We start from the raw sequence: 25386 nt of genomic DNA, 5'->3' as shown, positions 1-25386 counted from the left end.
GAGTTCACCGTGGATACAGTCGGCGCCTGAGCAAGGGCACATGAGCCCGCAATCCACCCCGAGAGCTCGGAAGGACCGCCGACAGATGTTCCAGACCACCCGCCGTTGGGGACTTCTAGCAGGAGGTATGGCCGCGGGGGTGGCGTGCGTCGTCGGCTTCGCGGGTACCACTGCCTCGGCCGAACCTGGCCTGCCCCAGCCTCCGCTGCCCGCCCCCGCCACCGTCACGCAGACCGTCACCGTCCAGGCCGGGATGCCGCAAGCGCCGGGCCAACTCGCCACGGCACCCGCCGCGGGCGTGCCACAACCTGCCGGGCTGAACGTGGCCGCACCAGCCGTACCTGCCGTACCCGCTCCTGCGCCTTCGACGATCGTGCCGGCCTCGTCGGTCACGATCGTCGACTTCCTGAAGAGCAAGAACGTGACGCTCGAGCCGCAGAAGGTCGCCGACTTCAAGGCGCTCAACATCGTGCTTCCGATGCCTGCCGGCTGGACGCAGGTGCCCGATCCGAACGTGCCCGACGCCTTCGCCGTCCTCGCCGACCGCGCCGGAGCGGGCGACGGGCTGTACACCTCCAACGCCGCGCTGGTCGTCTACAAGTTGCACGGTGACTTCGACCCGAAGGAAGCCATCAGCCACGGGTTGATCGACAGCCAGCAAGAGGCCGCCTGGCGCCCCACCGATGGTTCGCTCAGCGACTTCGGCGGCATGCCGTCGTCGATCATCGAGGGCACCTACCGCCAGAACAACCTGACGCTCAACAGCTCCCGCAGGCACGTCCTGGCGACGGTCGGCCCGGACAAGTACCTGGTGACACTGTCGGTGACCACCAGCGCCACCGTCTCGGTGGCCGCGGGCGCCGCCACCGACGCCATCGTCAACGGGTTCAGGGTCAGCGTGCCGGGGGCTGTGCCCCCCGCGCCCCCCGCGCCCCCCGCGCCCCCCGCGCCGGCAGCACCTGCTGCCGGACCGCCGGCCACCGCCGCAGCCGCCGCGGGCGTCGGCCAGCCGCTCAATCAGGTGGTGGCCTTACCGCGGTAAGACGGACCGCGGGCGGCTCAGTATTGTGAGCCGCATGCTGATCGCTGCCGTGCTGAGTCTCTGCGCTGCGGCCGTGACCGCTGCTCTGGGGCTCTGGTCCCTGACGCGGCCGCGTGCGGGCGATCCCGTCGGCCAGGTGTTGCGCGCCGTCGCGCCGACCCAACTCGCGGCCGCCGTGATGCTGGCAGCCGGTGGCGCAGTGGCCTTGGCCGCTCCGCCGCACACCGGCGTCCTGATGCTGGTGGTGTGCGTAGTCGGCGCGGTCGGTACGGTCGCGGCCGGTTGCTACCAGAACGCCAGAATCGTGGCGCAACGGGAGGCGGCGGCCAGCTGCTCCGGCTCCGGCGCGTGCGCCTCCTGCACGTTGTCCTGCCACTGACCTGACTGACCGACGCCCGCGGATTCCATGCCCGGCCGACTAACGCGGTTGCCCGCGGACCCATTCCTGCTCGCCCTGTTCACCGTGGTGGGACTCGCCGCGCTGTTTCCTGCCTCGGGATCGTTCGGCGATGCGCTCGCCGTCGCCACCAAGGTCGCGATCGCGCTGCTGTTCGCGCTGTACGGGGTCCGGCTCTCGCCCACCGAGGCGTGGCACGGGCTGCGCCATTGGCGGCTACATCTGCTGGTGCTCGCGGCGACGTTCGTGGCCTTCCCGCTGCTGGGCCTTGCCGCCGGTGCGCTTGTCCCCTCGGTGCTCACCCCCGGCCTGTACACCGGTGTGCTGGTGCTGTGCCTCGTCCCGTCGACGGTGCAGTCGTCCATTGCATTCACCTCTATCGCTCACGGCAACGTGCCCGCGGCGATCGTCAGCGCCACCGTGTCGAACATGCTCGGCGTGGTACTCACCCCATTGCTGATGGTGCTACTGGTGCACACCGGCAGCGCGCCACGCGTCGACGGCACGGCAGTGCTCGACATCGTGGCTCAGTTGTTGTTGCCGTTCGTCGTCGGGCAACTGCTGCGGCCTTGGCTCGCAGGCTGGGTCGAACGCCACCCGGTGGTGACGAAGACCTTCGACCGCGGCTCGATCCTGTTGGTGGTCTTCACCGCGTTCTCGCTGAGCATGACCGAGCACGTCTGGGGCACGGTCAGCGTGTGGCGACTGCTCGCGGTCGTGGCGGTGTGCGCGGTGCTGTTGGCGATCATGATCGGAGTGACGGTCGGGACCGCCCGGCTCGTCCGGCTGAACCGGGCCGACACGATTGTGTTGCTGTTCTGCGGTTCGAAGAAGAGCCTGGCGTCCGGGCTGCCCATGACGCTCGTCTTGTTCGGTTCGGGGGCCGGGTTGATCATGTTGCCGCTCATCATCTTTCACCAGCTTCAGCTGATCGTGTGCGCGGCGATCGCAGCGAAGATGTCGCGGAGCCCTCAGTGAGCGACCACTGTGCAGAAGTCGGCGCGATGACCAGAGGGTCGTGAGCTAGTTGCGGCTAACGTCGATCGGGTGGGTCGCCAGTTTGGACAGCGGCAAGGGTTGCCTGCGCAACACCCGCGCCCACAGATCTACCCGCGGCTCGACGAGCACGTCGGATGGCATGGCCGACAACACGATCCAGTCGTCGCGTTCGATCTCGCCGTCGAGCTGGCCGATGGTCCAACCTGAGTAACCCGCATAGATGCGGAGCCCTTCGACGGCAGGCGCGATCGACTCGGGTTCGGCATCGAGGTCGACCATCGCGATCCGGCCCTGGACGTGTCGCAACCCGGGCACCTGGTTGGGGTCGACGCCCACCCGAACCGTGGCCAGGCACAGCGCCGCATCCCGCTTCACGGGCCCACCGATGAACATCGTCTTCGGCTTGCTGGCCAGCTTCGCCCACTGCGGCAGCACGTTGTAGACGGCCGTCTCACTGGCCCGGTTCAGCACCACGCCAAGGGTGCCGCCGTCGTTGTGCTCGACGATGTAGATGACGCTGCGACGAAACGTGGGCTCCAACAGATCGGTGTTGGCCAACAGCAGCGTGCCCGCGCGTACCCGGTGCGTGGCAGGAGCGATGTAGTCCTCCGGGTCGTCTGAATGCGCCACCCGTCCATAATGACACCAGGGTGCATCCGTCGTCGCGAACAGGCGCGGCCAAGCCGGCATGTTTTGCCGATATTTGTAGGCTGGGTCGGGTTCCCCGTCAACGCGACGCACCCTCGAACGAGAGCGGACCCCAAGTGGCCGGCCCCCGCGCCCCCATCGCCCTGTGGCGGTCGATCCGTGCGCTGCCCGAATTCCGCAGACTGCTGGAACTGCGCGCCGTGAGTTCACTGGGCGACGGGCTGTTCCAGGGCGGACTGGTGGGCGCGTTGCTCTTCAATCCCGATCGGGCCACCAGTCCGTGGGAGATCGCCGGCTCGTTCGCAGTGCTGTACCTGCCCTATTCGCTGCTCGGCCCGTTCGCCGGGGCGCTGCTCGACAGATGGGACCGGCGCGGCGTGATGATCGGCGCCAACCTGGCCCGGCTGGTGTTGATGGTCGCGGTGGCACTGCTGCTGTCGTTCGGGGCCGGCGACCGGTGGATCCTGCTCGGGGCGTTGGTCGTCAACGGCTTCACCCGATTCGTGTCCTCCGGACTGTCGGCGGCACTGCCGCACGTCGTGCACCGCGATCAGGTGGTCGAGATGAACTCGGTGCAGAACGCCACCGGGGCGGGGGCGCTGTTCATCGGGGCGATCTTCATGTTGGTGCCGCGCTGGCTGTTCGGAGCGGGCGACAGTGGCTCTGCGACAGTCATCTTCCTTGCCGCGGCGCCGGTAGCGCTGGCGTGGTTCCTGTCCGTGCGGTTCGCCCCCCACGTGCTCGGACCCGACGACACAGCCCGGGCCGTGCACGGTTCGGTGGCATACGCGGTGGCCACCGGCTGGGGCTACGGGCTGCGGACGGCGCTCGGCGTGCGGACCGTGGCGGCGACCCTGTCGGGTGTCGTCGCGCACCGCATCGTGTTCGGCATCAACACGCTCCTGATCTTGGTGCTGCTCCGGCACACCGGCTCGGCCAGCGTCGCGGGTCTTGGCGTGGCCGCGCTCTTCGCCGCGGGCGCCGGGACCGGTGCGTTCATTGCGAACTTCCTCACCCCGGCCGCGGTGCGGCGCTGGGGCAGGTACGCGACCGTGAATGTCGCGTTGGTGCTGGCCGCGTTCATCCAACTCGCCGCGGCCGGGCTCGAACTTCCCGTCATGGTCACCTGCGGATTCCTGCTCGGCGCCGCCGGCCAGGTGGTGAAGCTGTGTGCAGACTCGGCGATGCAGCTCGACGTCGACGACGCTCTTCGCGGTCACGTCTTCACCGTTCAGGATTCGGTGTTCTGGCTGGCCTTCGTCGGCTCGGTCACCGCGTGTGCGGCCGTGATACCAGCGGACGGGCACAGCCCGCCGTTGGTCATCGCCGGTGGCATCGTCTACCTCGTCGGGCTCGCCGCGCACGCTTCGGTCGGCCGACGCGCGCTTCCTAAGCCCCGCTAGGGTGACGCCATGGCTGGTGCCGAGTCGATCGTGGCCGAGCTTGCTGCGGAGAGCGACCAACTGGATGCGCTCGTCGCCGCCTTGCCGGAACGGGGTTGGCAGACTGCGACGCCCGCGCCCGGCTGGACCATCGCCCACCAGATCGCGCACCTGCACTGGACCGACCGGGTAGCCGTCGTCGCGGTCACCGATGAAGCCGGCTTCGCCGAATTGCTCACCTTGGCCGCCAAGAACCCGACCGGTTTCGTCGACGACGGGGCCGAGGAACTCTCCGTCACCCCACCGGCGCAACTGCTCGCCGCGTGGCGGCAGACGCGCACGCAGCTGCACCAGGAACTGTTGCGCGTGGAAGCCGGCCGCAAGCTGCCGTGGTTCGGCCCGCCGATGAGCGCGGCGTCCATGGCGACCGCGCGGCTGATGGAAACGTGGGCCCACGGCCTGGATGTGGCCGATGCGCTCGGGATGAAGCGGGCGCCCAGTCCCGGTTTGAAGTCGATCGCCCACATCGGTGTCCGCACAAGGGATTTCGCCTTCGCGGTGAACGGGCTGCCCGCGCCCGCGGAGCCATTTCTGGTCGAGCTGCAGGCCCCGGACGGCGCGGCGTGGTCGTGGGGTCCCTCCGACGCGGCGCAACGCGTGACGGGGTCCGCGGAGGACTTCTGCATGCTGGTGACACAGCGCCGCCCCCACGCCGAACTGGATGTGACGGCCGTTGGCCCCGACGCGCAACGCTGGCTGACCATCGCGCAGGCGTTCGCGGGGCCACCCGGCTCCGGGCGCAGCTAGACGGCGCTAGCCGCGTCGGCCGCACCGTCGGAATCGGAATCGGAAAGCTTGACGTCCCAACGTCCGTCGCCGTCGGTGTCGACGTAGGCCTGTTCGCCCGTCAGCACCCGGTCGGCCAAGCCGTCGCGGTTCGCATCCATCAGCCGGTCGTCGGAGACGCCATCGCCGTCGAAGTCCACTACCGGGCCACCGGTCGACTCGACGCCGTCCAATCCGAACCACCTCAGCTGCCCGCCCCGCTCCACGCTGACCGCCCACGTCCCCGAGCCGTCGTCGGTGAAGATCGCCTCATCGAGTCCGTCGTCGTCGAGGTCCAGCAGCACGTGGTCGGCGTGCCCGTCACCGTCGAGATCGGCGATGGCGTCGTCGATGCGGCCGTCCCCGTCGAAGTCGAGCGCGACGGCGTCGAAGTCCCCGTCGCCGTCGGTGTCTAGATCCAGCTCTGCCGACCAGATGCCCGCGTCGCCACTTCCATTACCAAGGCAGTAATCCATACCTGCTTTGACGCGCGGCTAGCTCCTGGCGTTCCACCAACTCAAGAGTTCGGCGATGGCGTCGTCGTGGCTCAGCGGTCCCCGCTCCATCCGAAGCTCCTTCAGAAACTTCCACGCCTCGCCTACCTGAGGACCCGCGGGAATGCCGAGTAGCTTCATGATCTCGTTGCCGTCGAGGTCAGGCCGCACGTTGGCCAGGTCCTCCCTGGCGGCCAGGTCGGCGATGCGATGCTCCAGGTCGTCGTAGTCGGCCTGCAACCGCTGCGCCCGCCGCCGGTTGCGGGTGGTGCAGTCCGCCCTGACCAGCTTGTGCAGCCTGGCCAGCAACGGGCCAGCGTCGGTCACGTACCTTCGGACCGCGGAATCCGTCCACCTGCCCTCGCCGTAGCCGTGGAAGCGCAGGTGTAGATAGACCAGCTGTGACACGTCGCTGACCATCTGCTTGGAGTACTTCAGCTCGCGCATCCGCTGGCGGGTCATCTTCGCGCCGACGACCTCGTGGTGATGAAAACTCACCCCTCCGTCGGCCTCGTGCTTACGGGTCGACGGTTTCCCGATGTCGTGCAGCAGTGCCGCCCAGCGCAGCACCAGATCCGGGCCGCCCTGAGGAAGCGGCTCCTCCAGATCGATCGCCTGCCGCAGCACCGTCAGCGAATGTTGGTAGACGTCCTTGTGTTGGTGGTGCTCGTCGATGGCCATGCGCATGGCGCCCACCTCCGGCAACACCACCGCACCGAGCCCCGTCTGCACCAACAGATCCAGCCCGGCGACCGGGTCGGAGCCGAGCAACAGCTTGTCCAGCTCGGCTGCCACCCGTTCGGCGGTGATGCGGCCGAGTTCCGGTGCCATGCGCTCCAGCGCCTCACGTACCCGCGGCGCAACCGTGAACCCGAGTTGGGCGACGAACCGCGCTGCCCGCAGCATGCGCAGTGGGTCGTCGCCGAATGACACCTCCGGCGCGGCCGGGGTGTCCAGCACGCCGGCCGCGAGATCCGCCAAACCGCCCAGCGGGTCGAGGAATTCGTCGAATCCGGTCGCCACGATGCGCACCGCCATGGCGTTCACCCGGAAGTCGCGGCGCACCAGGTCGGCCTCGAGCGAATCCCCGAACCGGACCTCCGGGTTGCGCGTCACGCCGTCGTAGGAGTCGGCGCGGAACGTCGTGAGCTCGAGGTGGTCACCGCGCTTGGAGGCGCTGACGGTGCCGAACTCGATACCGGTGTCCCACAGCGCGTCAGCCCAAGAGCCGAGGATCTGCTGGATGCGCGCGGGCCGCGCGTCGGTGGTGAAATCGAGGTCCGTGCCCAGCCGGCCGAGCAGTGCGTCGCGCACACTGCCCCCGACGAGGTACAGCTCATGACCCGCATCGGCAAACAAACGACCGAGTTCTCCGAGCACGGGTGCGTGCTGGTTGAGCGCCACCGCGGCCGCGGCCAACTGCGCGGCATCGGCATGGGAGTCGTTCGGCACGTGCGCTGATCTTTCCATCAGCCGTCCAGCGCTGTGTCCGCTGGGCTCACAGCACCGTAACGACTCGGCATAGGTAGTGCGTCGCGGCCAGTGCGAAGGCGGGAGAAACGCGAGTGGCAGCTACTATCGCTTGGGTGTCGGAGGGCGAACGGGCCAAACCAAGACGGCGCCGGGGACGGCGCCGCGGCCGACGCTCCGCCGGTCCGCCCGAGGCAGGCCTGCAGAACCCGAACTCCGTCAACGGCGACCACCCCGTCGCGGCAGGCTCAGGCGAGGACGGCGCAGGCCCTCCCACCACACCGATCCCCCGTCCACGACCGGGACGCCAGGCGCCGACCCGCCTTCGCACCGTCCATGAGACGTCTGCAGGTGGACTCGTCATCGACGGTCTCGACGGCCCCAAGGACGGCCAGGTGGCGGCCCTCATCGGACGCACGGATCGCCGTGGCCGCGTGCTCTGGTCGCTGCCGAAGGGACACATCGAACTCGGCGAGACAGCCGAGCAGACGGCCATCCGCGAAGTCGCGGAGGAGACCGGCATCCAGGGCGACGTACTGGCCGCGCTCGGCAGCATCGACTACTGGTTCGTCACTGAGGGGCGCCGCGTCCACAAGACCGTGCACCATTACCTGATGCGATTCCTAGGTGGTGAGCTCTCCGACGAGGACGTCGAGGTCAGCGAGGTGGCCTGGGTACCACTGCGCGATCTCCCCTCGCGGTTGGCGTACGCCGACGAACGCAAGCTCGCGGAAGTGGCCGACGAGTTGATCGACAAGCTTCACGAGGGCGGCACCAGCGCGCTGCCTCCGCTGCCGCAGACCTCGCCACGGCGGCGCCCACAGACGCACTCCCACACCCGCAACCGGCGGCCCGACGACTCCGCACCACCCCAGCCCGGGCGACGGGCGAACGGTCGCGGCCAAGGCCCATGAGGCGTCGACCGACGGTTTGGGCAGCCGGGTTGCGCGTGTTGGCCGCCGTCGCACTTGTCACGTTGATTGCCGTGCCAGGCGCGGGACCTGCGGCCGCAGGCGAACCCGGGGCCGCACCCTTCCTCCAACTCAGCATCGACCGGGTCACCCCGGACGTCGTCACCACGACGAGCGAGTCCGTCGTCACCGTCACAGGCACCGTGACCAACGTCGGCGACCGACCGGTGCGCGACGTGATCATCCGCCTCGAACACGCCCCCGCCGTCACGACGCCTGCCGGACTGCGCACCAACCTGACGGGTCCGGTCGACCAGTACGAGGCGGTCGCAGACTTCATCACGATGACGCCAGAACTGGGTCAGGGTCAGAAGCTCCCGTTCGCGTTGTCGTATCCCGTGCGTTCGCAGGACCGGCCGTCGTTGAACATCGCGGAGCCCGGCGTCTACCCCATGCTCGTCAACGTCAACGGGACGCCTGACTACGGTGCGCCGGCCCGGCTGGACGACGCCCGCTTCCTGCTGCCTGTGCTGGGCGTGCCGCCCGACCCGCTCAAGGCAGGTGGTGATCCCGTCTCGGCGGTCGTTGCGCCCGACACCTCTCAGCCGACACGCGTGACGATGCTCTGGCCGCTGGCCGACAGGCCTCGGCTGGCCGCCGGGGTGCCAGGTGGGACCACTCCGGTCCGACTGACCGACGACGACCTGGCCACGTCGCTGGCCAGCGGCGGTCGGCTGGACACGCTGCTGGCCGCGGCGGACTTCGCAACCAGCGCGCCCGTCGACCCCGGAGGCGAGGTCCGCAGCGCCATGTGTCTGGCGGTCGACCCCGACCTGCTGGTCACCGTCAACGCGATGACGCCCGGTTACGTGGTCAACGACGATCCCGCCGGTGGGCTCGGCTCGCCGTCGCATCCTGGCACCGGGCAGGAGGCGGCCATCGGCTGGATGAACCGGCTCAGGGCGTTGGCGCAGCGGATGTGCGTGACACCGACCGTCTATGCGCAGGCCGACCTGTCGGCACTCCAGCGCGTGGGCGACCCCGGCTTGGGCTCCATCGCGACGAACGACCCCGCGGACATCGTGGATCAGATCCTTGGCATCAAGTCGGTCCGCGGTGCCACGCTGCTCGGCGACGGAACGCTGAGCGGTCCGGTCGTCGACCTGCTCTCTCAGCAGTCCGCGCAGGGCCAGACTGTCGCGATCGGCGCGGGCGAGGTCACCGAACAGGACTCCGCGAGGGGCGGGCCTCCACTCATCGACGCGGCCACCCATCGGTACAGCCCTGAAGTGGTCGCGGCGCCGTTCGACCCAACCGTCGGGGCGGCCCTCGCAGGCGCTGGCAGCAAGCCGACGGTGCCGACGTATCTGCCCTCGGCGCTCGCCGTCCCCGTCAAGCACGACTCCGACGTCGCGCGCAGACAGGACGCGGTGGCCGCCACTCTGTGGCGCGGGCTGAGCCCGGATGCTGAGCCGCGCACGCAGCTGCTGATGCCGCCGCTGATGTGGGACTTGGCACCGGACGACGCCCAGGCGATTTTGACCGCGGTGGCGACGTCGATACACGCCGGGCTGGCGATGCCGCGGCCGCTGACGGCAGTCATCGCCGAGAGCACCGCGGTGCCCCCGCGGGACGTCGTGCCGCCGCCCGACGAACCCTCCAGCAACCCGAACGCACGCTTCAGCGACGGCATCGTCAGCGACATCGCAGGCACGACCGGCCGGCTCTGGGGGCTGACGGCGGCGCTCACCGTCGACCCCCGCACCGGGCTGACCGGTACTCAGTACACGGCGCCGCTACGCGAGGACATGCTGCGCGCGCTGAGCCAGTCGGTACCGGCCGACACGCGAAACGGGTTGGCGGAGCAACGAATTCACACGACCTCCGCGACCGTCAACGATCTGTTCCACGCGGTCACCGTCGTCAACCCCGGCGGTTCCTACACTTTGGCGACCGAGCGCAGCCCGTTGCCGTTGGCGCTGCGCAACGATCTGCCTGTCCCGATCCGGGTGCGACTCGCGATCGACGCCCCGCCGGGGATGACGGTGACCGACATGGGCGAGCTCGAGTTGCCGCCGGGCTTCCTCCCGCTACGGGTCCCGATCGAAGTGCACTTCACCCAACGCGTGGCCGTGGACGTGTCACTGCGCACCGCCGACGGGCTGCCGCTCGGCGATCCGGTTCGCCTCTCGGTGCACTCCAACGCGTACGGGAAGGTGCTCTTCTTCATCACGCTGTCGGCGGGCGCAGTGCTGGTGCTACTCGCCGGGCGACGGTTGTGGCATCGGTTCCGCGGCCAGCCCGACCGCGCTGATCTGGACCGGCCGAGTCCGCGCAACACGTCGGGTTCGGCTGATCCGCCCGCTCCCCCCGATCCGCTTGACACCGCCATCGCCCACGCCCCGGACGACTCGTGAACGCGACCGGGCGACCCGGACCGCAACAACTCTCCGACGCTGCGGTGGTGTCGCGGTCCTGGGGCATGGCGTTCGCCACGCTGATCAGCCGGATCACGGGGTTCATCCGTATCGTCCTGCTAGCGGCGATCCTCGGTGCGGCGCTGTCGAGTGCGTTCTCGATTGCCAATCAGCTGCCGAACCTGGTGGCCGCGTTGGTGCTCGAGGCGACGTTCACGGCCATCTTCGTGCCCGTGCTGGCGCGCGCCGAGCGCGACGATCCCGACGGCGGAACGGCGTTCGTCCGTCGGCTCGTCACGTTGGCGACGGTGCTGCTGCTCGTCGCCACCGTGATTTCGGTGGCATCCGCGCCGCTGCTGGTGCGGCTCATGCTCGGCGACGACCCGTTGGTGAACCGGTCGTTGACCACGGCGTTCGCCTATCTGTTGCTGCCGCAGGTCATCTTCTACGGGCTGTCGTCGGTGTTCATGGCCATCCTCAACACACGCAACGTGTTCGGGCCGCCGGCCTGGGCGCCGGTGCTCAACAACGTGGTGGCCATCGGGACGCTGCTGGTCTACCTGGCCGTGCCGGGCGAGCTCTCCGTGAATCCGGTCGAGATGGGCAATGCCAAGCTGCTGGTGCTCGGCCTCGGCACCACGCTTGGCGTGTTCGCACAGGCCGCGGTGCTGCTGGTCGCGATTCGCCGCGAGCGGATCAGCCTGCGCCCGCTGTGGGGGCTCGACGACCGGCTGAAGAAGTTCGGTGCCATGGCCGCCGCGATGGTGCTCTACGTGCTGATCAGTCAGGCCGGGCTGATCGTCGGCAACCAAATCGCAAGTACCGCAGCGGCTTCCGGGCCGGCCATCTACAACTACACGTGGCTTGTGCTGATGCTGCCGTTCGGCATGATCGGCGTGACGGTGCTGACCGTGGTGATGCCGAGGCTGTCACGCAACGCCGCCGCCGACGACACCCCGGCGGTACTGGCCGACCTGGCGTTGGCGACGCGCCTGACGATGATCACGCTGATCCCGATCGTCGCGTTCATGACCGTCGGCGGCCCCGCGATTGGCAGCGCGCTGTTCGCCTACGGCAACTTCGGCGCGGTCGACGCCGGCTATCTCGGCACCGCGATCTCGCTGTCGGCGTTCACCTTGATCCCGTACGCGTTGGTGCTGCTGCAGTTGCGGGTCTTCTACGCCCGCGAACAACCGTGGACCCCGATCGCACTGATCGTCGTCATCACCATCGTCAAGATCGCGTGCTCTCTGGTTGCTCCGCACCTCACCGACGACCCCGAACTCGTTGCGGGCTACCTGGGCCTGGCGAACGGACTGGGCTTCCTGGCCGGGGCCGTCGTCGGCCACGTCGTCCTGCGCGCCGTCCTCAAGCCACCCGGCGGCAGGCTCATCGAGCTATCGGTCATTCGCACGATCCTGGTGACCATTTCCGGTTCGCTGGCGGCGGGGCTGGCCGCGTATGTCGTGGACAGGTTATTCGGGCTCGAGACGCTGACGACGCGGTTCGGCGGCGGTGGTTCGGTGCTACGGCTGCTGGTGATCGGGTTGATCATGCTGCCCATCGTCGGGGCGGTGCTGTGGGCCGCGCGGGTCCCCGACGCGCACGCCGCGGTGGAGGCCGTTCGGCGGCGATTCGCTCGCGGGGCCGGAACCCACTCCGTGACGGCCCAACCGATGGGAGTCTCCGACAGGCCTCCTGGCCTGCCGCCCCTGCCGTACGCTGATGACATCACGCGTCCGCTATACCTGCGGCAACGTCCGGCGGTCGAGCGGCGCGACACTCCGGCAGAGGTTGCCGAGGTGATGATGCGGAAGGGGCCAGCGGTGACCGACGACTCCGCAAGCGGGCCTGGATCCGAGAGCGGCGCGACTACCAGGATCCCCCGTCCCCCGGCTGCCGACGTCCCACGTTCGCCCGCCGCCGACCTGCCTCGTCCCCCAGCCAACGACGTCCCTCGCCCCCCGGCCGCCGACGACTTCCGCCCCGACGTGCCCGACGAGCCGTCGCATCCGGTGGCCGATCGTCCGCCCTCCGACTATGGCGCCGACCCCGCCCGCGAAGCGTTGGCGTTCGACGTGCCGCACGAGCCTCCGCTCGAGACGGCCACGCAAGACGATGACGTCCACCTGATCCCCGGTGCCACCATCGCCGGTGGCCGCTACCGGTTGCTTGTCTTTCACGGCGGGCCGCCGCACCTGCAGTTCTGGCATGCCATGGACATCTCCTACGACCGGCAGGTCGCGCTGACTTTCGTCGACCCCGATGCCGTGTTGCCCGAGCACGAACTCGCCGAAATCCTGGCCCGCACAATGAAGTTGAGCCGTATCGAGCAGCCCGGCATCGCCAGGGTGCTCGACGTTGCGCACACCGGGTCGGGCGGACTGATCGTGTCTGAGTGGATCCGTGGCGGATCGCTGGCCGAGGTCGCGGAGACCGCCCCGTCGGCCATCGGTGGCGCCCGCGCGATTCAATCGCTCGCCGCCGCCGCAGAGGCCGCGCACCGGTCCGGTGTCGCCCTGTCGATCGACCATCCCGGCCGGGTGCGGGTCAGCGTCGACGGTGACGTCGCACTTGCGTTCCCTGCCACCCTCTCGACGGCCACCCCGGAAGACGACATCAAGGGCATCGGCGCCGCGCTGTACGCACTTCTGATCAACCGCTGGCCGCTACCCGAGTCCGGGGTCCGCAGCGGCATGGAAGCCGCGGACCTGGACGCGGCAGGCCAGCCGGTCGAGCCGCGCTCCGTCGACCGATCCATCCCCTTCCAGATCTCTGCGGCGGCCGCGCGGGCCGTCCAGGACAACGGCGGTATCCGGAGCGCTCCCACGCTGCTCAATCTGTTGCAACAGGCCACCGCCGTCGCCGACCGCACCGAGCTCATCGCGCCGATCGACGAGCCCGACCACCCGCCGGAACGCTTCCGCGCAACCCCCACCTCCGACCCCGACGAACAGGCCCGCAAGCGTAAGGCGCTCATCATCGGGCTCTCCGTAGGCGGTGCGATCATCGTCGTCGCGCTCGTCGTACTGGCGTCGGTGCTCAGCAATATCTTCGGCGACGTCGGCGGGTCGCTCGACAAGGACGAACTCGGCCTCAATGCTCCGTCCAGTAGCGCCGGCGCCGGGTCCGGGTCCAATGCGAACACCGGCGTTGTGAAACCCGTTAAGGCCGTGGTGTTCTCGCCTGGTGGCGAGGCGGACAACCCGGGTCAGGCCGCCAACGCCATCGACGGCAACTCGGCGACGGTGTGGCAGACGGACACGTATAGCGATCCGGTGCCGTTCCCCGGCTTCAAGAGCGGGGTCGGCCTCATCCTGCAGTTGCCGCAGCCCACCACGCTCGCGTCGGTGTCACTCGACCTCAACAGCACGGGCACGTTCATCCAGCTTCGGTCTGCCAACTCGGCCACTCCCGCGTCGTTGGAGGACACCACCGCCATGACGCAGCCGGCGCCCATGAAGACGGGTCCGAACACCATCACCATCGACAATGCGCAACCCACGTCGTATGTGCTGGTGTGGATCACGACGCTAGGCAACGTCGACGGAAAGAGCGAGACGGCGATCTCCGACATCACGCTCAAGTCCACCTCCTGAGCGCTCAGCCGGCTCTGTCCCCAGCTCTTCGGCGGCCTCGACACCGCCGTCTGCGCAGGTCACCGGCATTGTCTGACCTAGCGGGCAAAATTGGTGTCTAGGAGTGCGCTGTGAGCTCATTATCGTTCGGCTGTGGGAAGCAATCGGGGGCACGCTGATCCAAGCCAGTCGGATGAGGAGTTGCTGCGGGCGCACGTCGCGGGCGACCAGTATGCGTTCGAGGCGCTGTTCCACCGTCACCATCGGCAGCTGTATCGGCTCGCGCACATCACCAGCCGCAACCGCGACGACGCCGCCGATGCACTCCAGGACGCGATGTTGTCGGCACATCGCAACGCGCCAACGTTTCGATCCGACGCGTCGGTCAGCAGCTGGCTGTACCGCATCGTCGTCAATGCATGCCTCGATCGGCTGCGCCGCAACAAGACTCATCCGACATCCGCGTTGGAGCACGCCGTCGGCTCGGGCAGCGATCCGACGCCCCGCATCGACACCGCACTCGTCGTCGAACGGGCGCTGATGCAACTCCCCATCGAGCAACGCGCGGTCGTGGTGGCCGTCGATATGCAGGGGTACTCGGTGGCCGAGACCGCCCGGCTCCTCGGAATCCCCGAGGGCACCGTCAAGAGTCGCTGCTCGCGAGCACGGGCCAAACTCGCCAAGGGGTTGGAGTACCTTGTCCACGACGCCGCCGCCGCCGACCTCTTTGGCGGAGCGGGGTGAGCCCGATCAGGAGGAGCCGGTGGACGGCGGTGCAAGCGATCCCGCGGAATTCCCCCGTCCTGGGCTCGATCCCGACGCACCGATCACCCTCGGCGTGCTCGCCGATCTGCAGGCCGGCCTGCTTGACGACGAAACCGCCGCGCACGTGCGCCAACGGGTTCGCGACGATCGGGCGCTAGCCCGCCAACTGGGCGCACTCGACCGAGTCCGGCGTGAGCTGGCCCTGCTTGGCGCCGATGCGCAGTCGGCCCCCGAGGTGCCTGCCGCGGTCACCGAGCGCGTCGCCGCCGCGTTGCGCGCACCCGACGAGGCCGGCTCGCGCGCTGCTGGACACGCCGTCCGCGGGGTCCGGATACAGCTCAGGGTGGTCGTGGCCGTCGTCGGAGCCCTCGCCGCGTTCGCCGCCGTCGGCATCGGGACCGCCATACTGTTCCGTCCGGTAGGGCCGACGTACTCGGACGGGCCCACCGCCGAGAAGCTGACCGTCTCGCCGCCACCGAGTGGCTTTCCGCTGTCGGCGCCCGAGCTCGTCGCGCTGCTCGGTCGGCCACCCGACCTCGGGCCGCTCACCGATCCGCAGCGCAGGAGCTCTTGCCTGTCCGGCCTGGGCTACCCGACCTCGACTCCAGTGCTCGGCGCAAAGCGAATCCATGCCGGCGGTCAGTCCCTGGTCGTGCTGCTGGTTCCTGGCGCCGCACAGAAGGCCGTCAACGCTCTGGTCGTGCGACCCAACTGCAGTTCGGCCGACACGGGGCTGCTTGCCGACACGGCACTGAACCGGCCCTGACGCGGCTCTCCCCCACCATCTCGCCCGGCTCTCCCCCACCATCCCGCCCGGCTCTCCCCCACCATCCCGCCCCGCTCTCCCCCACCATCCCGCCCGGTGGGGAACAGCCCCGCCTACGCTGGTGTTATATGCGTGCTGACGCGAATGGCAGAAAGGCGGACATGACCTCCACTCCCACGACGGTCCATGACGTGATCATCATTGGCTCGGGACCGGCCGGCTATACGGCGGCCGTTTATGCCGCCCGCGCTCAACTGAAGCCCCTTGTGTTCGAAGGCGTGCAGTTCGGTGGCGCGTTGATGACCACCACCGAGGTGGAAAACTACCCCGGCTTCCGTGACGGCATCACCGGCCCGGAGCTGATGGACGAGATGCGTGAGCAGGCGCTGCGCTTCGGCGCAGACCTCCGCATGGACGACGTCGACGAGGTGTCCCTGGACGGCCTCGTCAAGACCGTCACTGTCGGTGACGACATCTACCAGGCCCGCTCGTTGATCCTCGCGATGGGCGCCGCAGCCAGGCACCTCGGCGTACCCGGTGAGGACGCGCTGACCGGCCTCGGCGTCAGCACCTGTGCGACGTGCGACGGATTCTTCTTCCGCGACCAGGACATCGCCGTCGTCGGTGGCGGTGACTCCGCGATGGAGGAGGCCATCTTCCTGACCAAGTTCGCGAGCAGTGTCACGCTCATCCACCGGCGCGAAGAGTTCCGCGCCTCCAAGATCATGCTCGAGCGGGCGCGTGCGAACGAGAAGATCACGTTTGTGCTCAACACGGAGGTCGCCGAGGTCGAGGGCGACCCGAAGGTCAGCGGACTGCGGCTGATCGATCGCGTGACCGGTGAGGAGTCGAAGCTGGCCGTGACCGGTGTGTTCGTCGCCATCGGCCACGACCCCCGCTCGAGCCTGGTCAAGGGTCAGATCGAACTCGACGCCGAGGGCTACGTCGCCGTGCAGGGGCGTAGCACCAAGACCTCGGTCGATGGTGTGTTCGCCTCCGGTGACCTGGTCGACCACACGTACCGTCAGGCCATCACCGCCGCCGGCAGCGGTTGCGCGGCGGCCATCGACGTCGAGCGCTGGCTGTCCGACCACGAATGATTCGTGCACAGTTTTCCCGAGAAATCCACGACAGGAGCACCCATGAGTGACACCCACGCAACGGTCGCCGTAACCGACGACTCCTTCTCCGCGGACGTACTGTCCAGCTCCACCCCGGTGCTGGTCGACTTCTGGGCAACCTGGTGCGGCCCGTGCAAGATGATCGCCCCGGTGCTCGAAGAGATCGCCACCGAGAAGGCGGGCACGCTGACCGTGGCGAAGCTCGACGTGGATTCCAACCCCGCGACGGCGCGCGACTTCCAGGTGGTGTCGATTCCGACGATGATCCTCTTCAAGGACGGCAAGCCGGTGACGCGCATCGTGGGAGCCAAGGGCAAGGCCGCGCTTCTGCGCGAGCTCGCTGACCACGTCTGACGGTCTAGATCGTCCTCTTGTGGACGACTCTCGGACGCGCTGGGGTTTCTGTATTTTCGGCGTCGTCTGCGACAATGCTGGCTAGCTTGTCCTGACACTGTCAATGCCGCGCGCCGCTCGGCGCCGGTCACCGAGAGGCCTGTTATGTCGATTCTGCGTCGCGGCGACCGCGGAGGCGCGGTCACCGAGATTCGGGCGGCATTGTCTGCGTTAGGGCTGATGGGCGACCCGGAGGACGACCTGACCACGGGTCGGCATGTCGCGCTCGATGCGTTCGACGACGAACTCGACCAGTCCGTCCGTGCGTTTCAACAGCACCGAGGCTTGCTCGTCGACGGCATCGTTGGAGAGGCCACCTACCGCGCGTTGCGCGAGGCTTCCTACCGGCTGGGGGCACGCACCCTGGCACACCAATTCGGGGCGCCGATGTACGGCGACGACGTAGCCACGTTGCAGGCCCGCCTGCAGGATCTCGGCTTCTACACCGGATTGGTCGACGGTCACTTCGGGCTGCAGACGCACAACGGGTTGATGTCCTACCAGCGCGAGTACGGGCTGTACCCCGACGGCATCTGCGGCCCGGAAACGTTGCGCTCCTTGTACTTTCTTGGTTCCCGGGTCACCGGCGGATCCCTGCATGCGATCCGTGAGGAGGAGCTGGTGCGGCGCTCCGGACCGCGCCTTTCCGGCAAGCGGGTGATCATCGATCCGGGCCGCGGCGGAGACGACGGCGGGCTCATCGTGAACGGTCCGTCCGGTCCGATCAGCGAAGCAGACATGTTGTGGGACTTGGCCAGTCGGCTCGAGGGGCGCATGACCGCCATCGGCATGGAGACATTCCTGTCCCGCCCCGTCGGGCGAAGTCCCGCCGATGCCGAGCGCGCCGAGACAGCCAATACCGTCGGCGCCGATCTGATGATCAGCCTGCGGTGCGGCACGCTACCTGGGGGCGCGGCCAACGGCGTGGCGTCCTTCTACTTTGGAAACTCGCACGGTTCGGTGTCCACCATCGGCCGCAATCTGGCCGACTTCGTCCAGCGAGAATTGGTGGCACGCACCGGGTTACGCGACTGCCGTACGCACGGCCGCACCTGGGATCTGCTTCGGCTCACTCGGATGCCCACCGTCCAGGTCGACGTCGGATACATCACCAATCTTCGCGACCGTGAGCTACTGGTGTCCAGCCAGGTCAGGGACTCGCTCGCCGAGGGCATCCTGGCGGCGGTGAAACGGCTCTACCTGCTCGGCAAGAACGACCGCCCGACGGGCACATTCACCTTTGCTGAACTGTTGGCGCACGAGCGCACGGTCGAACAGGCCGGCCGCGCCGCACAGGCCTAGTCCGCTCAACCGCAGGGTGCCGCGCCCGCGCCCACCGGCTGCTCCAACTGCGCGCTCGCGAGTAGCCGCTCCAAGGCCGCCTCGACGCCCGCCTTCCAGCTCAGACCTTGCTCGAGCTCAAGGCGCAGTCGCGGAAAGTACCGATGGGGCGCAACCACGGTGAAGCCACCGTCGATGAGGAAGTCCGCGTCGATGACGCACTGCTCCACCGAACAGTCTCCGAGCGCCTCCACGGCCGAGCGCAGTTCCATCGGAACCGCTTGCGGCTTGGACAGTTCCGATGCCTCGGCGGTGCGGCCGAATGCTTCCAATGCCCGCACACCGCGGCGAACCAGATCCCCCACGACCGACGTCATCAGATTGTGGGCCAGTCCGTCCGCGTCTGACTCGACACCCAACGACGTCAGCAGCACCGCGTCGGCACTCACTGGTCCGGTCGGGAACAGTCGGGCGCGCGGCACCGCTCGCGGCGGGGCGTAGAACGCATACCCGAGGCAGGGCGCATCGTCGTCGGCTTCGGCGGTGAGTGCTTCGTCGCCGGGGCCGCACTGCACGGCAACCTGCCCGCAGGAACCCCACTCCAACATCACCATCGACAGCCAAGCTTCCTTCTCGAACTCGGGATCTGCCAGATGGTCTTGCCTGTCGCCGGGACCCTGCAGCGTCGACGGATCGAGCTCCCAGAACACACATCGCCGCGCGTGCTTGGGCAGCTGCTCAAATGCTTGGAGTCGCAGCGGCGTAATTCGAGCTGACACTAGCTTCCCTGGTTTTCGATCGGTGCTACCGATGGCTGTGCCTCAAGGATAGGAGCGCGCGCCGTTGCCGGCCGCTTTTCGGCACCTCTGTTCACCGCGGTGCAGGAATCTTTGCGCAAACAGTCATCACCGCGCACCTGAGGCCCAATTCCATTGCTGCACTGAATGTTTCCTCTTCGTTCACGCCATGCCGAGCTTGCTGTGCGGTTTCGTGTCACAGTGACGTAATTACGCGGTGTGGTGGGTCACGCCTTCGTTGCGTTCATTAGGTCCACTATCCGTCGCAGATCATCAACCGAACCGAACTCCACCACGATCTTGCCTTTTCGTTTGCCAAGGCTCACCGATACCCGAGTATCGAAGGCCGAAGACAGCCGCTCAGCAACGTCCTGCAGGCCCGGCATCTGAATCGGCTTGCGGCGTGGGTTGGTCGGCGTCGCGGGACCAGCGTCCTCCCGGTTGGCGAGCGTCACCGCTTCCTCCGTCGCGCGCACCGAGAGTCCCTCGGCAACGATGCGCGCCGCCAACTCCTCCTGCTTGTCCGGTCCGCCCTCGAGCGCGAGCACCGCACGGGCATGTCCGGCGGAAAGCACGCCGGCAGCCACCCGACGTTGGACGGCGATCGGCAATCTCATCAGCCGGATCATGTTGGTGATCACCGGTCGCGACCGTCCGATGCGGGCGGCAAGTTCATCGTGAGTGACGCCGAACTCGTCGAGCAGCTGTTGATAGGCCGCCGCCTCTTCCAACGGATTGAGCTGCGCGCGGTGGATGTTCTCGAGAAGCGCGTCGCGCAACATGCTCTCGTCGGCGGTCTCCCGAACGATGGCGGGGATGGTCTCCAGGCCGGCCTGCTGGGCCGCACGCCACCGCCGCTCCCCCATGACGAGTTGGTAGCGCGGGGCTCCGTCGACCGCGTCGATCGCTCGAACCACGATCGGCTGCATGAGCCCGAACTCGCGGATCGAGTGCACGAGCTCGTTGAGCGCGTCCCCGTCGAAGACCTGGCGCGGCTGCTTCGGGTTGGGCTCGATGGACGCCGGAGCGATCTCTCGATACACCGCGCCGACATCGGAAACGGGAACGTGCGGCGTCGGGATGCCGCCACCTAGCACGACATCGGCCGCTGCGGCGCCCATGCCTGGACTGAGCTGCCCCGCCTCGCCGTCGGCGGGACCAGTCGGAATGAGCGATGCGAGTCCGCGCCCAAGGCCGCTCCGTTTGCGTGAAGGCTGCGTCATGCTTGGCTCCTCTTCGCCTTGGGGTCACCGCGTTCGGCCAGCTCGCGGCTGGCATCGAGATAGCTCATTGCTCCGCGCGATCCCGGGTCGTAATCCAAGATCGTCATGCCGTATCCCGGGGCCTCGGAGACCTTGACGCTGCGCGGAATGACGGTGCGCAACACCTTGTCCCCGAAGTGCGTCCGGACGTCGTCGGCAACTTGATCGGCGAGCCTGGTCCGTCCGTCGTACATCGTCAAAATGACGGTGGTGACTTCGAGGTTTGGATTGAGATGGGACTTCACCATCTCGATGTTGCGGAGCAACTGGCCGACACCCTCAAGCGCGTAGTACTCGCACTGAATCGGAATCAGAACTTCCGGGGCTGCCACGAGCGCATTGATCGTGAGCAGACCAAGGGACGGCGGGCAGTCGATGAACACGTAGTCGAAGTCGAATTCCTTGAGTGTCGCCAAGGCATTCCGCAGCCGACCTTCCCGGGCGACCATGCTGACCAACTCGATCTCTGCGCCCGCGAGGTCAATCGTCGCGGGGACGCAGAACAGTCGCTCATTGTGCGGACTGCGTTGGATGGCCTCCGACAACTCCATCTCGCCGATCAGCACCTCGTACGAGGATGGCGTGCCCGGACGATGCTCGATGCCGAGCGCGGTGCTCGCGTTCCCCTGCGGATCGAGGTCGATCACAAGAGCGCGCAAGCCTTGCAGCGCGAGCGCCGCGGCGACGTTCACCGCCGTCGTCGTCTTGCCGACCCCGCCCTTCTGGTTGGCAATCGTGAACACGCGCTGCCGCCCCGGGCGCGGTAGGCCCCGGCCCTTGGCGCCGTGCAGCACGCGGACGGCGCGCTCGGCTTCGGCCCCGATTGGCGTGTCGGCGATGTCGTCGGGCCGCCACGAATCACCGGGATCGGGTGTCCATGTTTCACGTGAAACATTGGGCGTCGCGACGGGATCGGGCACGTCCCGGTTCCGCTTCGGGGGCACTGTCATCGCGACCTCCGCCGCGGCCGCACTGGCCGATCCGTTGTTGTCCCCCGCGCCCCGCGTCGTGCTACGACCACGGTGACGGGCGGATTCAAATAGTCCACGCCACATTTGACCACCTTCACGTCAACGGCACCTAATGAGCTCAAGGCTCGCCGATGTTCGGCCACTTCTTCTTCGGCGCGTTCGCCTTTCAACGCCAACATCCGCCCCCCGTCTCGCAACAACGGCAGCGACCAATTCGCCAATTTGTCCAACGCCGCGACCGCCCGGGACGTCACCGCATCGAACTCGCCCAGCTCGTCCCGGACCGCACGATCCTCGGCGCGCCCCCGAACGACGACTACTGACAGCCCTAGCTCCGCCACCGTTTCCCGCAGGAAGTCGGCCCGTCGCAGCAGCGGTTCAACGAGCGTCACCCGCAGGGCTGGGCGTGCGAGCGCGAGCGGAATTCCCGGCAGGCCGGCACCGCTGCCGACATCCGCCACGCGTTCGCCGTCGCCGACTAGTTCCGCCACGGCCGCACAGTTCAGTAGGTGCCGATCCCAAAGTCGATCGACTTCGCGGGGTCCGATGAGGCCGCGCTCGACACCGGGGCCGGCGAGCAGCTCTGCGTACCGGCGGGCCTGTTCCAACCGCTCCCCAAAGACGGTGGCGGCGGCCGGCGGCGGGTCCGGTGCTTCGTCATGTTTCACGTGAAACACCCTCGAGCCCGCTCTGGCCCCGCGACAGAAACGACCACGGCCGCCCGCGGCGGTTTCGGAGCTTCGCTATGTTTCACGTGAAACATCCTCCGGATCCGCGGCCGGGCGGCCGAGGTAAGAACTACAAGGGTGTAACTCAGGTCGGGACTATCCCTCGACGAGGACGACGACGCGACGGGATGGCTCGGCCCCCTCGCTCTCGCTACGCACTCCATCGACCGCCGCTACGGCGTCGTGCACGATCTTCCGTTCGAACGGCGTCATGGGTGTCAGTTCTTCGCGCTCGCCGCTCTCCAACACCCGGCGAGCGATCTGCTCGCCGAGGGCTGCCAACTCGTCGCGGCGACGACGGCGCCAGCCTGAGATGTCGAGCATCAGCCTGCTGCGCTCCCCCGTCTTCTGGTGAACCGCGAGCCGGGTCAACTCCTGGAGCGCGTCGAGCACCTCGCCCTTGCGTCCCACCAACTTGGTCAGATCTTCTCCACCGTCGATGCTGACGATGGCCCGATCGCCTTCGACGTCCAGATCGATGTCACCGTCGAAGTCCAACAGGTCCAGAAGCTCTTCGAGGTAGTCCCCGGCGATCTCACCCTCCGCCACCAAGCGCTCTTCTAAATCGGCCTTCTTCGGCGCAGGCGGCTCAACGCCGTCGGGCGCCTGCTCTGTGTCCTCGGCGTCGGTCGCGGTGCGCTCGGTCGTATCGGCGTCAGTCATGTTTCGTCCTCTCTTCTTCATTCATCGGCGGTACGCGGTGACACCGCGGACCGCATTGGGGGTCTAGGTCCGAAGCGCGGTCAAGGCCTTCGCTTCTTCGGCCGGTTCGTTCGGCGCGGGGCATTCTTCGGGGCGCCGTTGCGGACGCCGACACTCTTGTCGCCAAGCTCAGTCCCAGTCTGGGAAACGTCGCCCACAGCCGTCGATTCGGCTGCGTCAGATTCGTCCGAGTCCTGCACTACGTCCGCAGCGGCGTCGGCCTTCGCCACCGGCTTCGCCGCACCGGATCCCTTGGCCTTGCGCGGTTTGGCGCCCGGCGCCGGGGCATTCGAGGCGCGGCGCTCAAGGTCTTCCTTCTTCTTCGCTTCTTCGCGCTCCTCGATCTTGCCGAACACGTAGTGCTGCTGGCCGTACGTCCAGATGTTGTTGGACACCCAGTACATGATGATGGCGATCGGTAGGAAGGGTCCGCCGATCACCACGAACAGCGGGAAGAAGTACAGCGCCAGTCGGTTCATCATCGCGGTCTGCGGGGCTGCCGCAGCCTCGGGACTTTGACGCGCCACCGAGGCCCGGCTGTTGAAGTGGGTGGCGATGCCCGCGATGATCATCAGCGGCACACCGACAGCAATGACGGACGGACGGTTGAATTCCTTGAACGCGCCCAGGCCCACCGTCTGGATCATCGAGGCGCCAAGTGGCGCGCCAAACAGATGCGCATCCAGGAAGTTGCGAACGTCCTCAGCGCTGAAGAAGTAGTTACCGAGCGACGCGTTCTCCTGGACGGTCAGCCCCAGTCGGCCGAAGCCCGTCTGCGTGCGGTTGAACGAATTCAGCACGTGGTACAGGCCGATGAAGACCGGCGCCTGGGCCAGCATCGGAAGGCACCCGAGGATCGGGTTGAACCCGTGGTCCTTCTGGAGCTTCTGCATCTCCAACGCCATCCGCTGGCGGTCCTTGCCGTACTTCTTCTGAAGCGCCTTGATCTGGGGCTGGAGTTCTTGCATCTGACGCGTGGTCTCGATCTGCCGCACGAAGGGGCGGTACAGGATGGCGCGCAGGGTGAACACAAGGAACGTCACCGACAGCGCCCACGCGAAGAAGTTCGTCGGTCCGTGGACGCCGGGGATCAATCCGAGCAGAAACGAGAACAGCTTGTACCAGACCCACATGATCCCGGAGACCGGGTAATAGATGAAGTCGAGACTGAACCAGTTAAACAAGCGAATCGCTCCTCAGCTTCGGGTCACGCTCGATTTCGTCGGATCGTTCGGGGATCGGGTCCCACCCTCCACGGTGCCACGGTCCGCACTTGGCCAACCGCACGGTCGCCAGCCAACTCCCGCGAATCAGTCCGTACTCCTGCAAGGCATCCACGGCGTACTGACTACACGTCGGGGTGAACCGGCAGGAGGCCGGACGCAACGGGGAGATCAACGTGCGATACAGCTGAACGAGCTGGATGACGCCGCGCGCGAGCGCCCTGGAACCTCGGCCGCCGCTCACCGTGTCGCCCCGGTCCGGCCCTGCGTCCGCCGCAGCGCAGTGCGCAGCTCTTGCTCGAGCCGCGCGGAGATTGCATACCTACTACTCGGCAGCGCGCGTATGACGACCTTGTCGCCGGCGGCAAGCTCCTCGAGCACGCCGCGCGCGACGTGGCGCAGGATGCGAGATACCCGGTGGCGTTGCACCGCGTTGCCGACGGACTTGGAGACGACCAGCCCGATCTTCGGCACGCCAGATTCGTCGTCCTTCGCTCGGAGCGCGTGGACGACCAGATCGGGTTGAACGGTGCGGACTCCCCTGTTCACTGCTTGGCCGAAGTCCGTCGACCGTGTCATCCGGTACTGGGCCGGAAGCACTTCGCTAGACCCTGCCTGTACTCATGCAGGATCACGCAGTGAGCGAGCGACGGCCCTTGCTACGGCGGCCCGACACGATGGCGCGGCCAGCGCGCGTGCGCATACGAAGCCGAAACCCGTGCACGCGTGCACGGCGCCGGTTGTTCGGCTGAAATGTCCGCTTGCCCTTGGCCACGGCTATATCTCCTCAGTTACACCTTGCGTCCGAGTCCGTCACACACATGAACTTCCATGCCGTGCAGACGCGATCGCGGTTTCGTACGAACGTTCGTCTTGCTTGCTAGCCCCGGCGCGTTACCCCGGAGTTCCGGGTCGCTGCCGTATCGCCACGTACGGGCGACTGTTCGAGGGTACTGACGAGATTTCCCTAGGTCAAACCTACTCGCACAGCCCCGCTTCAGACCTCATTCGTCACATCGTTCACCCCCGCCGGGCAGACGTCCAGTCTGCGCCGAGGAATGTTGCAGAACTGTTGGCACAGGGCCCGAAAACTTGTTAGCTTCTGGCAGTGCCGTTTCAGACCGGAACGGCGGAAGACAACGGAGCAAGGACGGTCATCCAGCCGCGAGCCCACAGATCGCACGGCGCCTGTGACGAGCCCCGACGCATGGCCT

Annotated in this window: 25 protein-coding genes; 13 read left to right on the top strand and 12 right to left on the bottom strand. The window is 67.6% G+C overall.

The window, feature by feature from the left end; genetic code table 11:
* The first annotated feature begins 85 nt into the window (after nt 1-85).
* From SLQ30_RS04400 to SLQ30_RS04390, 3 genes are read left to right on the top strand one after another with little or no spacing between them, the layout of a single operon-like run.
* Entirely contained in the window at nt 86-1042 is a 957-nt protein-coding gene (locus tag SLQ30_RS04400; RefSeq protein WP_319448913.1) for an LpqN/LpqT family lipoprotein, read from the top strand.
* Nucleotides 1043-1076: 34 nt separating this feature from the next.
* On the top strand, nt 1077-1421 hold the full coding sequence (locus SLQ30_RS04395; RefSeq protein ID WP_319448914.1) for a hypothetical protein: 345 nt from the start codon (nt 1077-1079) through the stop codon (nt 1419-1421).
* Nucleotides 1422-1448: 27 nt separating this feature from the next.
* The gene (locus SLQ30_RS04390) at nt 1449-2417 is read left to right on the top strand and encodes a bile acid:sodium symporter family protein (protein ID WP_319448915.1); all 969 of its coding nucleotides are present in this window, start codon (nt 1449-1451) and stop codon (nt 2415-2417) included.
* Nucleotides 2418-2462: 45 nt separating this feature from the next.
* Here the strand turns inward: SLQ30_RS04390 and SLQ30_RS04385 are convergent, their stop codons facing one another.
* Nucleotides 2463-3128 (bottom strand): YqgE/AlgH family protein, encoded by a 666-nt coding sequence (locus SLQ30_RS04385; protein WP_413467928.1) that lies wholly within the window; start codon nt 3126-3128, stop codon nt 2463-2465.
* A gap of 74 nt (nt 3129-3202) precedes the next feature.
* Between SLQ30_RS04385 and SLQ30_RS04380 the strand changes: the two genes are divergently transcribed.
* Both SLQ30_RS04380 and SLQ30_RS04375 read left to right on the top strand, forming a co-directional pair.
* Entirely contained in the window at nt 3203-4489 is a 1287-nt protein-coding gene (locus SLQ30_RS04380) for an MFS transporter (protein ID WP_319448917.1), read from the top strand.
* A 9-nt stretch (nt 4490-4498) separates the two neighbouring features.
* Nucleotides 4499-5275: a TIGR03084 family metal-binding protein gene (locus SLQ30_RS04375; RefSeq protein ID WP_319448918.1), complete on the top strand. Its 777-nt coding sequence runs from the start codon at nt 4499-4501 to the stop codon at nt 5273-5275.
* On the opposite strand, the gene SLQ30_RS04370 is transcribed toward SLQ30_RS04375, so the two are convergent.
* Entirely contained in the window at nt 5272-5769 is a 498-nt protein-coding gene (locus tag SLQ30_RS04370) for a pullulanase (protein ID WP_319448919.1), read from the bottom strand. The genes SLQ30_RS04375 and SLQ30_RS04370 overlap by 4 nt on opposite strands.
* 18 nt (nt 5770-5787) lie before the next feature.
* Nucleotides 5788-7239 carry a CCA tRNA nucleotidyltransferase gene (locus SLQ30_RS04365; protein WP_319448920.1) on the bottom strand — a complete coding sequence of 484 codons (1452 nt, stop codon included), beginning with the start codon at nt 7237-7239 and terminating at the stop codon, nt 5788-5790.
* A gap of 134 nt (nt 7240-7373) precedes the next feature.
* On the opposite strand from SLQ30_RS04365, the gene SLQ30_RS04360 reads away from it, so the two are divergent.
* From SLQ30_RS04360 to SLQ30_RS04325, 8 genes are all read left to right on the top strand, one after another.
* Nucleotides 7374-8171, top strand: a complete 798-nt coding sequence (locus tag SLQ30_RS04360) for an NUDIX hydrolase (RefSeq protein ID WP_319448921.1) — start codon at nt 7374-7376, stop codon at nt 8169-8171.
* Nucleotides 8168-10585, top strand: a complete 2418-nt coding sequence (locus tag SLQ30_RS04355) for a DUF6049 family protein (protein ID WP_319448922.1) — start codon at nt 8168-8170, stop codon at nt 10583-10585. The genes SLQ30_RS04360 and SLQ30_RS04355 overlap by 4 nt, the downstream gene beginning before the upstream one ends.
* Nucleotides 10582-14184 carry a murein biosynthesis integral membrane protein MurJ gene (murJ, locus tag SLQ30_RS04350; RefSeq protein WP_319448923.1) on the top strand — a complete coding sequence of 1201 codons (3603 nt, stop codon included), beginning with the start codon at nt 10582-10584 and terminating at the stop codon, nt 14182-14184. Before SLQ30_RS04355 ends, murJ begins: the two co-directional genes overlap by 4 nt.
* Before the next feature lie 132 nt (nt 14185-14316).
* Nucleotides 14317-14907: an RNA polymerase sigma factor SigM gene (gene sigM, locus SLQ30_RS04345; RefSeq protein ID WP_319448924.1), complete on the top strand. Its 591-nt coding sequence runs from the start codon at nt 14317-14319 to the stop codon at nt 14905-14907.
* Entirely contained in the window at nt 14861-15694 is an 834-nt protein-coding gene (locus SLQ30_RS04340; RefSeq protein ID WP_319448925.1) for a hypothetical protein, read from the top strand. The genes sigM and SLQ30_RS04340 overlap by 47 nt, the downstream gene beginning before the upstream one ends.
* Nucleotides 15695-15855: 161 nt before the next feature.
* On the top strand, nt 15856-16794 hold the full coding sequence (gene trxB / locus SLQ30_RS04335) for a thioredoxin-disulfide reductase (protein WP_319448926.1): 939 nt from the start codon (nt 15856-15858) through the stop codon (nt 16792-16794).
* A 42-nt stretch (nt 16795-16836) separates the two neighbouring features.
* Nucleotides 16837-17169 carry a thioredoxin gene (gene trxA / locus SLQ30_RS04330; protein WP_319448927.1) on the top strand — a complete coding sequence of 111 codons (333 nt, stop codon included), beginning with the start codon at nt 16837-16839 and terminating at the stop codon, nt 17167-17169.
* A 144-nt stretch (nt 17170-17313) separates the two neighbouring features.
* Nucleotides 17314-18510 carry an N-acetylmuramoyl-L-alanine amidase gene (locus SLQ30_RS04325; RefSeq protein WP_319448928.1) on the top strand — a complete coding sequence of 399 codons (1197 nt, stop codon included), beginning with the start codon at nt 17314-17316 and terminating at the stop codon, nt 18508-18510.
* A gap of 5 nt (nt 18511-18515) precedes the next feature.
* Here the strand turns inward: SLQ30_RS04325 and SLQ30_RS04320 are convergent, their stop codons facing one another.
* The 9 genes from SLQ30_RS04320 to rpmH all read right to left on the bottom strand — a co-directional run bounded on the left by SLQ30_RS04320 (nt 18516) and on the right by rpmH (nt 24947).
* Nucleotides 18516-19268: an acetyltransferase gene (locus SLQ30_RS04320; protein WP_319448929.1), complete on the bottom strand. Its 753-nt coding sequence runs from the start codon at nt 19266-19268 to the stop codon at nt 18516-18518.
* 245 nt (nt 19269-19513) lie between these two features.
* Nucleotides 19514-20509: a ParB/RepB/Spo0J family partition protein gene (locus tag SLQ30_RS04315; RefSeq protein ID WP_319448930.1), complete on the bottom strand. Its 996-nt coding sequence runs from the start codon at nt 20507-20509 to the stop codon at nt 19514-19516.
* The gene (locus SLQ30_RS04310; protein ID WP_319448931.1) at nt 20506-21498 is read right to left on the bottom strand and encodes a ParA family protein; all 993 of its coding nucleotides are present in this window, start codon (nt 21496-21498) and stop codon (nt 20506-20508) included. Before SLQ30_RS04310 ends, SLQ30_RS04315 begins: the two co-directional genes overlap by 4 nt.
* Nucleotides 21495-22196, bottom strand: coding sequence for a 16S rRNA (guanine(527)-N(7))-methyltransferase RsmG (gene rsmG / locus SLQ30_RS04305; protein WP_319448932.1), 702 nt, complete (start codon nt 22194-22196; stop codon nt 21495-21497). Before rsmG ends, SLQ30_RS04310 begins: the two co-directional genes overlap by 4 nt.
* 147 nt (nt 22197-22343) lie before the next feature.
* On the bottom strand, nt 22344-22910 hold the full coding sequence (locus tag SLQ30_RS04300) for a protein jag (RefSeq protein ID WP_319448933.1): 567 nt from the start codon (nt 22908-22910) through the stop codon (nt 22344-22346).
* A gap of 80 nt (nt 22911-22990) precedes the next feature.
* Nucleotides 22991-24082 (bottom strand): membrane protein insertase YidC, encoded by a 1092-nt coding sequence (gene yidC, locus SLQ30_RS04295; protein ID WP_413467942.1) that lies wholly within the window; start codon nt 24080-24082, stop codon nt 22991-22993.
* Between the two features lie 43 nt (nt 24083-24125).
* Entirely contained in the window at nt 24126-24416 is a 291-nt protein-coding gene (yidD, locus tag SLQ30_RS04290) for a membrane protein insertion efficiency factor YidD (RefSeq protein WP_319448935.1), read from the bottom strand.
* The gene (rnpA, locus tag SLQ30_RS04285; RefSeq protein WP_319448936.1) at nt 24413-24772 is read right to left on the bottom strand and encodes a ribonuclease P protein component; all 360 of its coding nucleotides are present in this window, start codon (nt 24770-24772) and stop codon (nt 24413-24415) included. Before rnpA ends, yidD begins: the two co-directional genes overlap by 4 nt.
* Nucleotides 24773-24803: 31 nt before the next feature.
* Nucleotides 24804-24947: a 50S ribosomal protein L34 gene (gene rpmH, locus SLQ30_RS04280; RefSeq protein WP_068001749.1), complete on the bottom strand. Its 144-nt coding sequence runs from the start codon at nt 24945-24947 to the stop codon at nt 24804-24806.
* Between the last annotated feature and the right edge of the window lie 439 nt (nt 24948-25386).

The organism is Mycobacterium sp. RTGN4 (genome assembly GCF_033804635.1).
Lineage (GTDB): Bacteria > Actinomycetota > Actinomycetes > Mycobacteriales > Mycobacteriaceae > Mycobacterium.
The sequence above is the reverse complement of the archived record's forward strand: the minus strand, read 5'-3'. Positions and strand labels throughout refer to the sequence as shown.